The 14,280-nt window shown below is 61.3% G+C and carries 14 protein-coding genes; 9 read left to right on the top strand and 5 right to left on the bottom strand.

Going from position 1 to position 14,280, the window contains the following annotated elements:
- Nucleotides 1-76: 76 nt before the first annotated feature.
- Both rpsT and ACIOTL_RS09080 read right to left on the bottom strand, forming a co-directional pair.
- Nucleotides 77-337, bottom strand: a complete 261-nt coding sequence (gene rpsT, locus ACIOTL_RS09085) for a 30S ribosomal protein S20 (protein ID WP_105658324.1) — start codon at nt 335-337, stop codon at nt 77-79.
- 170 nt (nt 338-507) lie between these two features.
- Entirely contained in the window at nt 508-1,077 is a 570-nt protein-coding gene (locus ACIOTL_RS09080) for a type II toxin-antitoxin system PemK/MazF family toxin (RefSeq protein ID WP_105658325.1), read from the bottom strand.
- Nucleotides 1,078-1,189: 112 nt separating this feature from the next.
- On the opposite strand from ACIOTL_RS09080, the gene lepA reads away from it, so the two are divergent.
- The gene (lepA, locus tag ACIOTL_RS09075; protein WP_105658326.1) at nt 1,190-3,037 is read left to right on the top strand and encodes a translation elongation factor 4; all 1,848 of its coding nucleotides are present in this window, start codon (nt 1,190-1,192) and stop codon (nt 3,035-3,037) included.
- Nucleotides 3,038-4,267: a radical SAM family heme chaperone HemW gene (hemW, locus tag ACIOTL_RS09070; protein WP_105661289.1), complete on the top strand. Its 1,230-nt coding sequence runs from the start codon at nt 3,038-3,040 to the stop codon at nt 4,265-4,267.
- A gap of 16 nt (nt 4,268-4,283) precedes the next feature.
- Here hemW and ACIOTL_RS09065 read toward each other — a convergent pair whose 3' ends face one another.
- Together ACIOTL_RS09065 and ACIOTL_RS09060 are read right to left on the bottom strand one after the other, a co-directional pair.
- On the bottom strand, nt 4,284-4,685 hold the full coding sequence (locus tag ACIOTL_RS09065; RefSeq protein WP_105658328.1) for a DUF4870 domain-containing protein: 402 nt from the start codon (nt 4,683-4,685) through the stop codon (nt 4,284-4,286).
- Nucleotides 4,686-4,775: 90 nt separating this feature from the next.
- A complete protein-coding gene (locus ACIOTL_RS09060) occupies nt 4,776-5,645 on the bottom strand; it encodes a DUF3097 domain-containing protein (RefSeq protein ID WP_400342382.1) in 870 nt (289 codons plus the stop codon).
- 127 nt (nt 5,646-5,772) lie between these two features.
- On the opposite strand from ACIOTL_RS09060, the gene hrcA reads away from it, so the two are divergent.
- From hrcA to ACIOTL_RS09045, 3 genes are all read left to right on the top strand, one after another.
- On the top strand, nt 5,773-6,786 hold the full coding sequence (gene hrcA, locus ACIOTL_RS09055; RefSeq protein ID WP_105658330.1) for a heat-inducible transcriptional repressor HrcA: 1,014 nt from the start codon (nt 5,773-5,775) through the stop codon (nt 6,784-6,786).
- Between the two features lie 65 nt (nt 6,787-6,851).
- Nucleotides 6,852-7,976, top strand: coding sequence for a molecular chaperone DnaJ (dnaJ, locus tag ACIOTL_RS09050; RefSeq protein ID WP_105658331.1), 1,125 nt, complete (start codon nt 6,852-6,854; stop codon nt 7,974-7,976).
- Nucleotides 7,977-7,978: 2 nt separating this feature from the next.
- Nucleotides 7,979-8,752 carry a 16S rRNA (uracil(1498)-N(3))-methyltransferase gene (locus tag ACIOTL_RS09045; protein ID WP_400342381.1) on the top strand — a complete coding sequence of 258 codons (774 nt, stop codon included), beginning with the start codon at nt 7,979-7,981 and terminating at the stop codon, nt 8,750-8,752.
- A gap of 330 nt (nt 8,753-9,082) precedes the next feature.
- Here ACIOTL_RS09045 and ACIOTL_RS09040 read toward each other — a convergent pair whose 3' ends face one another.
- A complete protein-coding gene (locus ACIOTL_RS09040) occupies nt 9,083-9,994 on the bottom strand; it encodes a GerMN domain-containing protein (protein WP_332728102.1) in 912 nt (303 codons plus the stop codon).
- A gap of 309 nt (nt 9,995-10,303) precedes the next feature.
- Between ACIOTL_RS09040 and ACIOTL_RS09035 the strand changes: the two genes are divergently transcribed.
- Genes ACIOTL_RS09035 through era form a run of 4 tightly spaced genes read left to right on the top strand, consistent with a single transcriptional unit; the run spans nt 10,304 to nt 14,048 of the window.
- The gene (locus tag ACIOTL_RS09035) at nt 10,304-11,332 is read left to right on the top strand and encodes a PhoH family protein (RefSeq protein WP_105658334.1); all 1,029 of its coding nucleotides are present in this window, start codon (nt 10,304-10,306) and stop codon (nt 11,330-11,332) included.
- Complete coding sequence (gene ybeY / locus ACIOTL_RS09030) at nt 11,329-11,802, top strand: rRNA maturation RNase YbeY (protein WP_105658335.1); 474 nt, start codon at nt 11,329-11,331, stop codon at nt 11,800-11,802. Before ACIOTL_RS09035 ends, ybeY begins: the two co-directional genes overlap by 4 nt.
- Before the next feature lie 4 nt (nt 11,803-11,806).
- On the top strand, nt 11,807-13,093 hold the full coding sequence (locus ACIOTL_RS09025) for a hemolysin family protein (RefSeq protein ID WP_105658336.1): 1,287 nt from the start codon (nt 11,807-11,809) through the stop codon (nt 13,091-13,093).
- Nucleotides 13,086-14,048, top strand: coding sequence for a GTPase Era (era, locus tag ACIOTL_RS09020; RefSeq protein ID WP_105658337.1), 963 nt, complete (start codon nt 13,086-13,088; stop codon nt 14,046-14,048). The genes ACIOTL_RS09025 and era overlap by 8 nt, the downstream gene beginning before the upstream one ends.
- The last annotated feature ends 232 nt before the right edge of the window (nt 14,049-14,280 follow it).

The raw sequence follows: 14,280 nt of genomic DNA, 5'->3' as shown, positions 1-14,280 counted from the left end.
TCGATGAGCAGTTCCGGGCAAAACAAAACCCCCGCACTCGATGAGTGCGGGGGAGTTGATGAAGTCTAAGCTCGGCTTAGAGGGCGTTAACCTTCTTGGCGATAGCCGACTTGCGGTTAGCAGCGTTGTTCTTGTGCAGAACACCCTTGCTTACAGCCTTGTCGATCTTCTTGCCAGCCAGGCGCAGTGCCTCGGTTGCCTTTTCCTTGTCACCGGAGACTACTGCCTCGTTGACGTTACGGATCACGGTCTTGACCTCGGAACGGACAGCTACGTTACGCAGACGTGCCTTCTCGTTGGTCAGGATACGCTTCTTCTGGGACTTGATGTTAGCCACTTTAATAAACTCTCTCGTTTATCGTTTTATACGGTCGGTAGAGGGTTCATCCTTCAGGCCATCGACTGAGCGGTGTGGGGCACCTATGGCGACCCGAAGGGGGCGTGTTGCCCAACCTGCGCAACACACAAAGATTAACTTTATCAGATAGGGAGCCTGACAACGAGTGCTTATGCGCGTTCGTTTAGGGCGTTCACCACATTTGAGAAGCGTTCGCGATCCAGGATGGCGCCTTCGCGGCGGACGGCTTGCTCGCCGACTCGGATAATGCGATCGAGCTTGACCTCGCTCGGACGCCGCTCGCGGTCCCAGTCCCCGGTACCGATGTCCATGTAGTTGCGGTCGCGGTGATCCGAGTTGTTCTTGTCCTTGCTGGTGAGCATCAACCCCAGCAGCCAGCCACTATCACGGCCGACGATCAGCACCGGGCGATCCTTGCCCTGCGAATAATCCTCTTCATAGGGAACCCAAGTCCAGACAATTTCGCCCGGATCGGCGTTGCCGTCCTTCGCCGGGTTGTACTCGTAGTGAATCTTGCCACGGTAATCACCCGGGTAGCCGGCACCCGCTGGAGAATCCTGCATGGAGTTGGCACGAGAGCGGCTTCCGGCAGTGCTCGGGGACCCGCTGGCCCCGCGGTTGCTGGCCGGGCGCTTGCTTGCCGAATTTGCGCGGACCTTGCTGATTTCCTTCAGCGCGCGCATGACGATGCTAAATATCTTCTCTGGATTCAGTGCCATGGACGACAAACTATCAGTTTCAGGCTGTCGAAATATGAGAAGACGCGGAAATCATGACAGAATGGAAGCTAATCCAACTATGTCTTTTAGTCAGCTAGTGAGGTCTGTTTAGGTGTCTCCATTGGCCCGCACCGCTCCGGTGCCTGCCGCGACCGATCCGTCGCTCATCCGTAACTTCTGCATCATTGCCCATATCGACCACGGTAAGTCGACCCTGGCCGACCGGATGTTGCAACTGACCGGCGTTGTCGCTGCCCGCGACATGAAGGCACAGTACCTCGACCGCATGGACATCGAGCGCGAACGCGGCATCACCATCAAGTCCCAGGCTGTGCGCATGCCGTGGGGAGCCGAAGATGGCACCCCCTATGCACTGAACATGATCGATACCCCCGGGCACGTCGACTTCACCTACGAAGTCTCGCGTTCGCTGGCCGCCTGCGAAGGCGCGATCCTGCTAGTTGACGCCGCCCAGGGCATCGAGGCGCAGACCCTGGCCAACCTCTATTTGGCTATCGAGGGCGATCTGACGATCATCCCTGTGCTCAATAAGATCGACCTGCCCAACGCGCAGCCGGAAAAGTACGCTGCCGAGCTGGCCAACCTGATCGGTTGCGAGCCAGAAGACGTGCTGAAGGTTTCGGGCAAGACCGGTGAAGGCGTTGAAGCACTGCTCGATGAGGTCATCAAGCAGCTCCCGCCGCCTGTCGGCGATGCCAAGGCTCCGGCTCGCGCAATGATCTTCGACTCCGTATACGACACCTACCGTGGCGTGGTGACCTACGTTCGAGTTGTCGATGGCAATCTGTCTCCTCGCGAGAAGATCCAGATGATGTCCACCGGCACCACCCACGAACTGCTGGAAATCGGCGTATCCTCGCCGAACCCCGAGCCCACCAAGGGCCTGGGCGTTGGCGAAGTGGGCTACCTGATCACCGGTGTCAAGGACGTGCGCCAGTCCAAGGTCGGCGATACCGTCACCAACTTCCACAAGCCGGCCACCGAGTCCTTGGGCGGGTACGAAGAGGCCAAGCCAATGGTCTTCTCCGGCCTGTACCCGATGGACGGCACCGACTACCCGGTACTGCGTGATGCGCTGGATAAGCTGCAGCTCAACGATGCTGCGCTGACCTACGAACCGGAAACCTCCGTGGCCCTGGGCTTCGGCTTCCGCGTGGGCTTCCTGGGCCTGCTGCACCTGGAAATCACCCGCCAGCGACTGGAATCCGAATTCAATCTGGACCTGATTTCCACGGCGCCGAACGTGGTGTACGAGGTCATGGGCGAAGACAAGCAAATGATTACGGTCACCAACCCCTCGGAATTCCCGGATGGCAAGATCCTGGAAGTCCACGAGCCAATGGTTGCCGCCACCATCCTGGCGCCCAGCGAATTCATCGGCTCGGTCATGGAACTGTGCCAGACCCGCCGCGGCACCATGCGCGGCATGGACTACCTCTCCGAGGACCGTGTCGAAATGCGCTACCACCTTCCGCTGGCTGAGATCGTGTTCGACTTCTTCGACCACCTCAAGTCCAAGACCCGCGGCTATGCTTCGCTGGACTGGAAGGCCGACGGCGAGCAGGTTGCAGATCTGGTCAAGGTCGACATCCTGCTCCAGGGCGAGCAAGTGGATGCCTTCAGCGCCATTACGCACCGCGACAAGGCCTACAACTACGGGACCATGATGACCTCGAAGCTGCGTGAGCTGATTCCTCGCCAGCAGTTCGAAGTTCCAATCCAGGCCGCGATCGGTTCGCGCATCATTGCCCGCGAGAACATCCGCGCAATCCGCAAGGACGTTCTTGCCAAGTGCTACGGCGGCGATATCAGCCGCAAGCGCAAGCTGCTGGAAAAGCAGAAGGAAGGCAAGAAGCGCATGAAGATGGTCGGCCGCGTGGAGGTTCCGCAGGAAGCCTTCATTGCCGCACTGTCCACCGACGAGCCGAAAAAGAAGTAAATGCCTTCAGTACTGCCTGACGGCGATCCGGCTCCGGCCGATGGTCTGCTCCCTGCCTCATGCGCGCATGAGGCACAGGGGCGGACCATGTCCTTTTATGTGCATATTCCGTTCTGCACCGTCCGTTGCGGCTACTGCGATTTCAACACGTACACCGCCACGGAGCTGGGCTCCGGTTCCAGCCAAGCAACCTACGCTGCCACCGTCAGCAAGGAAATCAGCTTCGCCCGCGAGGTGATGGACCGTTCGGGCCAACCGCACCGCGAAATTGAAACTGTCTTCTTCGGCGGCGGAACTCCCACGCTGCTGCCCGCCGGAGACCTGGTCTCGGTGCTCGGCCGGATCCGCGACGACTTCGGCCTGAAGCCGGGTGCGGAAATCACCACGGAGGCCAACCCGGATTCGGTGACCCGCGAAAGCCTGCAGGAGCTGGCCGACGGCGGGTTCACCCGCGTGTCCTTCGGCATGCAGTCCGCGGTGCCCCACGTGCTCAAGGTGCTTGAGCGCACCCATGATCCGAAGCGCGTTCCGCAAGCCGTTGCGTGGGCGCGCGAGGCCGGCCTGGATGTCAGTGTCGATCTGATTTATGGCACTCCGGGGGAGAGCCTGGCAGACTGGCGCACCAGCATCGAAGCCGCGTTGAGCTACGAACCTGATCACATTTCGGCGTATGCGCTGATCATCGAGGAAGGCACCAAGCTGGCGGCCCAGATTCGCCGTGGCGAGGTACCGAACATCGATGATGACGACCATGCCGAAAAGTACCAGTTGGCCGACGACATGTTTGCCGCGGCCGGTTTCTCCTGGTACGAGGTCAGCAACTGGGCGAAGACCCCGGCGAATGCCTGCCAGCACAACATCGCTTACTGGCAGGGCGGCGACTGGTGGGGCGCAGGCCCCGGCGCGCATTCCCATGTTGGCGGGCTGCGCTGGTGGAATGTGAAGCATCCAGCCGCGTATCAGCAACGGATCGATGCTGGAATCTCCCCGGGCCACGGCCGCGAATACCCGGATGCCGAGGCCGTGCAGCTTGAGCGCACGATGCTGTTGACCCGGCTGGGTTCGGGCATGACGATTAGCGAGCTCGATGAAACCGGACGCAAGAAAGTCGCCGGCTTGATCGCCGACGAGCTGATTGATGCCAAGGCCGCGTTCGCCGGCACATTGGTGTTAACGCAGCGAGGCCGGCTCCTGGCCGACCTCGTGGTGCGTGAACTGCTCGATTTCTAAGACTGGGAAACCGCTGCTACTTCATCAGCCGCAGATTGAATTGGTAGCGGTAAGGGCGTCCCTTGTTGGCCTGGATGGCAGCAAGGGCGCCCGAGACCGTCATGAAGACCCAGAGGGCCACGGCGAGTACTGCGAAAAGCCAGCCGATCACCGGCAAGACCATGAGCACATTGAATACGATGGCGAGAATGGTCAGCGGGAACGTGAAATTGAACGCTTCCTTCGATTCCTGTGCAGTGAACGGGCCACGGTCCCGGAATACGGCAAAGACGATTGCCGAAGGAACGCAACCCAAGATGGCACCGAAGTGGGCCATCATTGCCCACTGGCGATCTTCTGAAGGAGTCAGCGGCAGCGCAGAGGTCCTGGAACCTTCGAAGCGGGAATTCTCCGATGGCTTCGTCTGGCGTGATGTCACTATTTTTCCTTGTCTTGCTAAGTGTGGTTCCTCTTATCATAGCGACCGCGGCTGGGCGCACGGGGAGATTCGCAGACTAATCTCCAACTATTAGTCAATCGTTAGGAAACCGTAATCTTCGGTCGTGAGAAAATCGATCAATTCTTCAATCCGGCCCAAGAGCTGCGGTTCAAGCTGCCCGTAATGCTGCACCGTGGACAAGAGCCGCTGCCATCCGATGCCGATGTCTTCCGCGGTGGAGTGCGGCCAGCCAAAGGCCCGGAGCACACCGGTTTTCCAATCGGTGCCCTTGGGGATCACCGGCCAAGCCTTGATGCCCAGTGTCGCAGGCTTGATCGCCTGCCATACATCCACGTACGGGTGGCCGAGGATCAGCACGTTTTGCGCTGCACCGGGGACCTTCATCGCCTCGGCAACGATGCGCGATTCCTTGCTTCCGGCAACCAGGTGGTCAACCAGGATTCCCAGGCGGCGCTGCGCGGAGGGGGCGAAGTCGCGGATAGCCCCGGCAAGATCGTCCACGCCATGCAGCGGTTCAACGACGATGCCTTCAACACGCAGGTCGTGGCCCCAAACTTTTTCAACCAGCTCAGCGTCGTGCTTGCCTTCTACCCAGATGCGGCTTGCCCTGGCCTCCCGGGCCTTCAGTCCGGCAACGGCACGCGAACCCGAAGCCGAGACCAGCTTCTGGGGCGGTGCGGCCTTGGCAACGGGATCAATGATCTCCACCGCTTCGCCTTCGAGGAAGAACCCGAAGCCCGCCTGGAAGGAGCGGATCTTGCCGTGGCGGTCCTCGAGCACGATCACGCGCATGCCACCGGATTTCTCGGTACGGATGACTTCTCCTACCCATCCTGAGGTGGCATCTTCCAGAATCATGCCACGTTCAACAGGGACCTGGCGGAGTTTTTTCGGTGCCGGTGCACTCAGATCCCGTGGTCCCCAGGAGTAATTAGTCACGTACTGCCTTTCGCTGTGATCGAATACGCTCGAAATCCAATGCTAGCAACTGCTGAACGTATTAGACTTGGCACTTGACAGGTTAGAGTGCCAAAGCCGGGCACAGGGAATCCAAGGAGGTGCTGTTGTGACAGAGCCGCGACGCCTAGACGTTCTGCGTGCCATCGTGGAGGACTACGTCCAATCCCGTGAGCCAGTGGGTTCCAAAGCGCTCCTTGACCGGCACAACCTCGGTGTCAGCGCCGCGACGATCCGCAATGACATGGCTATGCTGGAAGAAGAGGGGCTCATAGTCGCTCCGCATACTTCCTCCGGACGGATCCCCACCGAAAAGGGATACCGCCGCTTCGTCGATGAGATCGGCGAGCTCAAGCCGCTGTCGCGGGCTGAACGCGACGCCATCAACAAGATCCTGGACAGCTCCACGGACCTGGACGAGATGCTCAAGAGCACCGTTCGCCTCCTGGCGCGGTTGACCAACCAGGTAGCAATGATCCAGGTGCCGCACTACGACACCGCTTCGTTGAAGAACCTCGATCTGGTCGGACTGGGCTCGGCCCAGGTGCTGATGGTGATGATCGCTTCCAATGGCACGGTGGATCAGCGCATGATGCCGGTCCAGCGTTCCTACAGCGATGATGAGCTGGATGACTTGAAGCTGTGGCTGCTCAACAATTTCGGGGGAGTGAAGCTTGCCGAACTTGCCGGCCGGCTCACCCGCATCGAGCGCAGTTCGACGCAGCAGGCCGACCCCCTGGTGGACCAGGTGATCGGTGCGCTGGAAGAAATGGCCCAGGCGGCCAACGCGCAACGCATCATCATGGCAGGCACCGCGAACCTCGCCCGCGTGGAAGGGGACTTCCCGCTGAGCATAACCCCGGTGCTCGAGGCGCTCGAGGAGCAGGTAGTGCTGCTCAAGCTCTTCTCCGAGCTGGAAGCCGATTCGCGCGGCGTGGCCGTGGCCATCGGCACCGAGCACCACTACGGGCAGCTGTCGGAAGCCGCCGTGGTCGCCACCACCTACGGCACCGATGTGCGCAACAAGCTCGGGGTCCTGGGCCCCACCCGGATGAACTATCCAACCTCCATGGCCTCGGTTCGTGCGGTGGCACGGTACCTGTCGAAGATTTTGGCTAACTAGCCTCGCTGGGCACCGCCCGGCACTACCGAATTTCAAGATTCTCAGGAAAGGACACGGCGAATAACGTGAGCTCGCATTACGAGACCCTAGGCGTCGCCAAGGACGCGACCCCGCAGGAAATCAAGAGTGCCTACCGCAAGTTGGCGCGTAAGCTGCACCCGGATGTAAACCCTAGCGATGACGCTGCAGAACAGTTCAAGCTGGTCACCCGAGCCTACGAAGTCCTTTCCGACCAGACCAAGCGCTCCAACTACGACGCCACCGGCGATGAGAACGGCAACGGCCACCCGGGCTTCGGCGGTGGCGGCCAGGGCTTTGGCGGCTTCGGCGACATCTTCGAGCAGTTCTTCGGTGGCGGCCAGGCCCAGGGCCCGGCATCACGCACCCAGCCGGGCCGCGACGCGCTGATCACCATCACCATCGACCTGGAAGACGCGGTCAAGGGCACGGTCTACCCGCTGGAGATGGAAACCGCTGTCACCTGCAAGACGTGCAACGGTTCGTGCACGCGCGAAGGCACCAGCCCGGTCACCTGCGACATCTGCCATGGCGCAGGCCAGGTGCAGCGTCCAGTGCGTTCATTCCTGGGCCAGATGATGACCGTGGAAACCTGTGCGGCCTGCCGCGGTTTCGGCACCACCATCCCGGACCCCTGCCTGGAGTGCAACGGCGAAGGTCGGGTGCGCGAGCATGTGTCCAAGTCGCTGAACGTTCCTGCAGGTGTCGACTCCGGCACCCGCATCCAGCTGCGCGGACAGGGCGAAGCCGGCCCGGGCGGCGGGCCTAACGGCAACCTGTTCGTCGAGATCGACGTGCGCCGCCATAAGGTCTTCGAGCGCGCCGGCACCGACCTGCACGCCAAGATGAGCCTGCCAATGACCGCCGCCGCACTGGGTTGCGAGCTGAAGCTGGAAACCTTCGACGGCGGCCAGTCCATCAATGTGGAGCCAGGCGCCCAGGATGGCGACACCGTCACCCTGCCGGGCCTCGGTGTGCCGCGCCTGCGCGGAGGCAAGCGTGGGGACATCATCGTGCACCTGCAGGTGGAGACCCCGACCAAGCTCGACGCTGCCCAGCGCGATCTGCTCGAGCAGCTGGCCAAGCTGCGTGGCGAAGAACTCTCCGCCGGCCGCGTGGAGCACAGCGGCGGCATGTTCTCCCGCCTGCGCGACAAGCTGAACCAGCGCTAGGCATGAGCAACCACAGCTTCGTCATTGACGCCCAGCAGGGCCGGGACGCATCGGTCGGGGACATTCTTGAACTGGATGGCTCCGAAGCGTACCACGCGGTCACCGTTAAACGGGTCTCCGCGGGCGAGCACCTGGACCTGCTGGATGGCAAGGGGCTGCGCCTGACTGTGGAGGTCATCGGCACCGCCAAGGACCTGCTGAGCGTGAAGGTCCTGCGCCGTGCCGAGGAAGCGGTCAGCGATCACCCGGTCACCCTGGTCCAGGCGCTGTCCAAGGGGGATCGCGACCTGCAAGCTGTCGAGTCCGGCGTGGAACTGGGCGTGCTGTCGGTACGCCCCTGGCAGGCTGACCGCTCGATCGTGCGCTGGAACGCGGCCAAGGTCGACAAGGCCATGGCCAAGTGGCGCGCCCAGGTGCGCTCGGCGCAGAAGCAGTCGCGCCGCGCCTATGAGCCAGAGGTGCTGGACCCGCTGGGTTCCAAGGAACTGGCCAAGGCCATCGCGGCCGATACCGCAAATGGCGCACTGGTTCTGGTTCTGCACGAGCAGGCCGCGGAATCGGCGGCCCGGCATGTGCAGTCGTGGCTCGCCGATGCGCGGACCGGCCAGGAGATCATCATGATCGTCGGGCCAGAAGGAGGCATCTCCGAAACGGAGCTGCAGTCCTTCGTCGATGCCGGCGCCCAACCAGCCCTGCTGGGCCAGCATGTGCTGCGTGCCTCGACCGCGGGCCCCGCGGCCCTGGTCTTGATCCGCCATTTGATCGGCGAAATCTAGGTTCCAGAATTCCGGTTAGCAGGTGAATTGCTCCGCAGATCCCGGCAGGCATGTGCCTGCCGGGATCTGCGGAGCAATTTCGTCTCCGGCCGGCGCAACGGGTTCGAGCCGAGAAAAGGCCTCGGGACGGGGAACGCGAAGTCGCTGCGGGTCAGATACGCGAATGCGGCAGCCGATCGGATAAGGACGCTGTCCAAGGCAACGGCACTGGAAATCCTGCCAGCAGGCCAAGAATGCTCATCCGCCACCAGTTCAGGAGCTGGCCAGGACAACGGGCGCCCAGGTTCATGTCCAGGACTTCCGGCGGGGGCTGCAGCGCTGGATGCTGCGTTACTCGACGCGGAAGTCGCTGGTGACCTTGCCGACCAGATGGTCCGATTCGGTCTCAACGCCCCAGAAAGTCAGCCGGTATGAGCCGGCACGCAGATCGGTGGTCAGGGTGAATGAACCGTCGGCATTGATCTGCCCGGGGTTGACCTGCTTCTGAGCGGTCATCACCGTGAGCTTGCCGTCGGCGTCCTTGCGCTGCAAGGAGTAGAAGGTGCCGATGTCGAACTGGGTGGTTCGGCCGTTAATCTTGATCGAGCCATCCGCCAAGGTCTTGTTGAACTGCGGATCGATGATCCAGATCGGTGCAATGAACGCCGCATCGCGCTCGTAGACATCCTTGAGCCGGAAACCGTCGAAGACTGTGGCATTTGCCTGGCCATCAACCAGGATGCGGACCGTTGCGGGAAGCTCGCCCACGACCAGTCCAGCGCTGGCGGCAGCTGCCGTAGCGGTGAAGACCAATTGCTGGATGGCGCGCTCCGACAGGCCCTGGTCGAGATTGGCGCTGAAGACCTTGGCCGGCAGATCCAAGGTGATGACATTCGCATTATTGATTGAAACCCCGATTTCATCGGTGGGCTTCAAATGGGTATAGCGTTTCGGCTTCATCGGGTCGGCTGAGAGCAGCGTCCAGATCGCATCGCCGATGGGTTCCTGATGGCGGGTGTCCTCGATGTACTCGCGGTACAGGAACACGCCGGTATCGGTGTTTTCCAGCCAGTAGATGGGCAGGCTAGCCGCGATGCCGACATCCTCGCCAGCGTCGGTGGCGTTCGGCAGGTTCAGCGATTCAGCCACGGCGGTCGATGGCATCTCATAGGAGCTCTCGCGATTCGTCAGACCGCATCCTGCGGCGACGACGAGAGCGGCAGTGATTCCCAAAACGCCGAATCGGCGTGGAATCTTCCGCAAGATCCTTGATTGCACTGCGTACCAATCCGTGGTGATTTTAGCTGTTGTGGCTCCTGGCCGTATTGGAACCGCTCTCAAGCTTGCCATATCAGAAGCGGCTAACTGCAGAAAAATGGCCCAACTTACTAATCCGTAACCAAATCTATATGTTCGCCACTTGCCCCGATTAGCATCATTCAAGACTACTTTCAGGTTCTACTGCTTACGCTGAGACCTGAATTTTCTCCGGATTGGCCTGCGACTCGATAGAATGGCAAGCAGGACAAATCACGATTACCACCAAGCTCGCAAAGGGGCGCCGCGCACTGCATGCAGGTTGAACAGAATAAGGCGACAGCGGAGAACGGATCCGCATCGCTCACCATCAGTTTCGATACAGCTGAGCTCATGATTGCCACCCTCGGTCCCAATGACGAGCTCTTGCGTATTCTCTCCGGCGCCTACCCGCAGGTGAGCTTCCGCCCCAACGGCCAATCCCTGGCTCTGGTAGGTGAACCGCAGCAAGTCCGCAAGGCCCAGCGCGTCACCGAAGAAGCCCGTTCGCTGGCCACTCGCGGCTCGCGCATGAGCGCCGAAACGATCGAGCAGATCATCAAGATGCTCAGCGCCGGCAATCCGGATGCACCCACCGACGTCCTGGGCCTGAAGATCCTCTCGGGGCGCGGACGTTCCATCCGCCCCAAGACCGTGAACCAGAAGAGCTATGTCGACGCCATAGAGGATTCGACAATTACTTTCGGCATTGGCCCAGCCGGTACCGGCAAGACCTTCCTGGCCATGGCCATGGCCGTCGCCGCCTTGCAGGACAAGCAGGTCAACCGCATCATCCTGACCCGGCCTGCCGTTGAGGCAGGGGAGAAGCTGGGCTTCCTGCCGGGCTCGTTGACCGAGAAGATCGACCCGTACCTGCGCCCGCTCTACGATGCCTTGCACGACATGATCAATCCGGAAACCATTCCGCAATTGCTCGAAGCCGGAACCATTGAGGTCGCTCCGCTGGCCTATATGCGTGGACGCACCCTCAATGACGCCTTCGTGATCCTGGATGAAGCGCAGAACACCACCAGTGAACAGATGAAGATGTTCCTGACCCGCCTGGGATTCGGTTCCAAGATGGTAGTGACGGGGGATGTCACCCAGGTGGATCTGCCCAACAATGCGACCTCCGGGTTGCGCATGGCCAGCGATGTCCTTGAAGGCATCGACGACATCAGCATCTGCCGACTCGACTCTTCGGATGTGGTTCGCCACCGTCTGATTGCCGACATCGTTACTGCTTACGACCGTTGGGATGACACCCGACGCAAAGACCACAACCGGGGACGCCGCAGCAAATGAGCATTGAAGTAAATAACGAAACCGAATACGACGTCGATCTCAAGGATGTCAACGCCTTGGCAGAATCGGTGATGCGGGCAATGTTCCTGCATCCGGAAACCGAAGTATCGATCGTTTTCATCGACGAGGATGCCATGAGCGCCCTGCACGTCGAGTGGATGGACCTCGAAGGCCCCACCGATGTGATGAGCTTCCCGATGGATGAGCTGCGCCCAGGAACTGCCGGTGCGCCGGGGGAGAGCGGCATCCTTGGCGACATCGTCATCTGCCCTGCCGTCGCCGAAGCGCAGGCCAAGGCCGGGGGCCACAGCACCCACGATGAAATCCTGTTGCTGACCACCCACGGCCTGCTGCACCTCATGGGTTTCGACCACATGGAGCCAGCAGAAAAGGAAGAGATGTTTGCGCTGCAGCGCCAGCTGCTAGAGAGCTACACCGGCCGCCCCGCGCCAAAGGAAACGGTGGAATAACCCCGTGGAAATAATTTTGCTGATTCTCGCCCTTGTTTTCATGGCCTTCTCGGCCGTGCTGACTGCCGCAGACTCAGCCTTCTACGCATTATCCCGGCACGCTGCTGAACGCCTGCGCGCCGAGTCCAATTCCAAATCGCTGTCCGCAATTCTGGATGAAACAGAAACCCACGCCCAGGCAGTGAAGTTCTGGCGGATCTGGTTCGAGACCGCTTCCGCTGTCGCTGTAGCCCTGCTCGTTTCGCAGTGGATCGAGAATGTGTGGCTGATCGGCATGATCTCCACTATTGCGATGGCCGCCTTGGGATTCGTCCTGGTCAGCGTGTCGCCACGTCGCTACGGGCGTTCCAACGCCCAGAACGTCGTGCAGTCCACCGCCACCCTGGTCCGCTTCCTGCGCCTGGTGCTCGGACCCATCACCACGTGGTTGGCATCCATCGCCAAGGCGCTGAGCCCCGGCGGCGTGGATGGCGACGGCTACCTGGGCAAGGAACGACTGCGTGATCTGGTGGATCGCGCCTCCGAAGGCGAGGACCTGGATGAGGAATCGGCCGAACTGATCTCCTCGGTGATCGACTTGGAGGAGACCAGCGTTCGTTCGGTGATGGTGCCGCGCACCGACATGGTGGTGCTGGATGCGGATCATTCCTTCCACAGCGCCATGGACCTGTTCATCGCCTCGGGCTTCTCCCGCATCCCGCTGATCGGCGAGGACACCGATGATATCCAGGGCATCATCTACCTCAAGGACCTGATCCGCGAGATCCACGGTCTGCAGCAGGCCCGGACCCTGGCCGAATTGGCGCGAAAGGTCCGCTTTGTTCCCGAATCGAAGTCGGCAGCAGAGCTGATGCAGGAACTGCAGCAGGAATCCATCCACCTGGCCATCGTCATCGACGAGTACGGCGGCACCGCGGGCCTGGTGACCCTGGAAGACCTGCTTGAGGAAATCGTTGGCGAAATCGATGACGAGTATGATCGTTCGAGGGCCGAATTGATCCAGAACCCTGACGGGTCGATTTTCGCCGTGGCGGCGGCATCCATTGACGATATTGCCGACCACTTCGACATGCACATCGAGGAAGAGGACGTCGACACCGTCGGCGGCCTGCTCTCCAAGGCCTTGGAATCGGTGCCGGTACTCGGTTCCACCGCTGAAGTGCACGGCCTGCGCCTGACCGTGGTAGCCCTCGCGGGCCGCCGCAACCGTATCGGCAAAATCCATGTAGAGCGTCTGGAAACAGATGCATCCGACCATATTGAGAACGACGAGGATTCCTCACATGAGTGAAAACCACAACCTGCTTGCATCCAGCGGATGGCCTGAGGGCTTCCGCTCCGGCTTCACCTCTTTCGTAGGCCGCCCGAATGCCGGCAAGTCGACCCTGACCAATGCGCTGGTGGGCCAGAAGGTGGCCATCACCTCGGCCAAGCCGCAGACTACCCGCCACACTATCCGCGGTATCGTGCACCGCGAGGATGCGCAGTTGATCCTGGTCGATACCCCGGGCCTGCACCGTCCGCGCACCTTGCTCGGCCAGCGCCTGAATGACCTGGTCGCCGACACCCTCTCCGAGGTGGACGCGATCGGCTTCTGCATCCCGGCCAATGAGAAGATCGGCCCGGGCGACCGCTACATCGCCACGCAGCTGGCTCAGCTGCAGCGCAAGCCGATCATCGCCCTGGTCACCAAGGCTGACCTGGTGGACCGCGAACAGCTCGCGCAGCAGCTGGTTGCGGTGGCCGAAATGGGTACCCAGAACTTCGGCGAGAACGGCTTCGCCGCAATCGTTCCGGTCTCGGCTGTCAAGGAATTCCAGGTCGAAGAGGTGGCCAACGTGCTGGCAGAGCACCTGCCAGTGGGCCCGCCGCTGTACCCGGACGGCGAGCTGACCGACGAGCCGGAAGCCAAGATGGTTTCCGAGCTGATTCGCGAAGCCGCCCTTGAAGGCGTGCGCGACGAACTGCCGCACTCGCTGGCCGTCGTCGTCGAAGAGATGGTTCCCCGCGAAGGACGCAGCGAAAGCAATCCGCTGATCGACATCCACGTCTCGCTCTTCGTTGAGCGCTCCAGCCAGAAGGCCATCATCATTGGCCGTGGCGGTTCGCGCCTGCGAGAGGTCGGCACCAACGCCCGCCAGGGCATCGAGAAGCTGCTGGGCACCAAGGTCTACCTGGACCTGCACGTGAAGGTTGCCAAGGATTGGCAGCGCGACCCGAAGCAGCTTGGACGCCTCGGCTTCTAGGCTGCGCACCCCAGCGCTGGAAAATGCGTAGCTCGTCCCTCAAGACCAGACCGGTTTTGGGGGACGAGCTGGTTAATCGGCTGCTTGGCCCGCACTCTGGATCTCCTGGGCCAGCCTTTCCGCGGGAGAAACACCGGGACGCAGCCCATGGATTCCAGCGCCGATGCCGATCGCCTCCATCCATGGACCTCCCTGGCGCTTAGCTCCATGAGCCCCATTGTTCGCCTGCTTG

The organism is Glutamicibacter sp. NPDC087673 (assembly GCF_044743255.1).
Classification (GTDB): domain Bacteria; phylum Actinomycetota; class Actinomycetes; order Actinomycetales; family Micrococcaceae; genus Glutamicibacter.
This window is presented reverse-complemented; position numbering and strand designations above follow the sequence as displayed.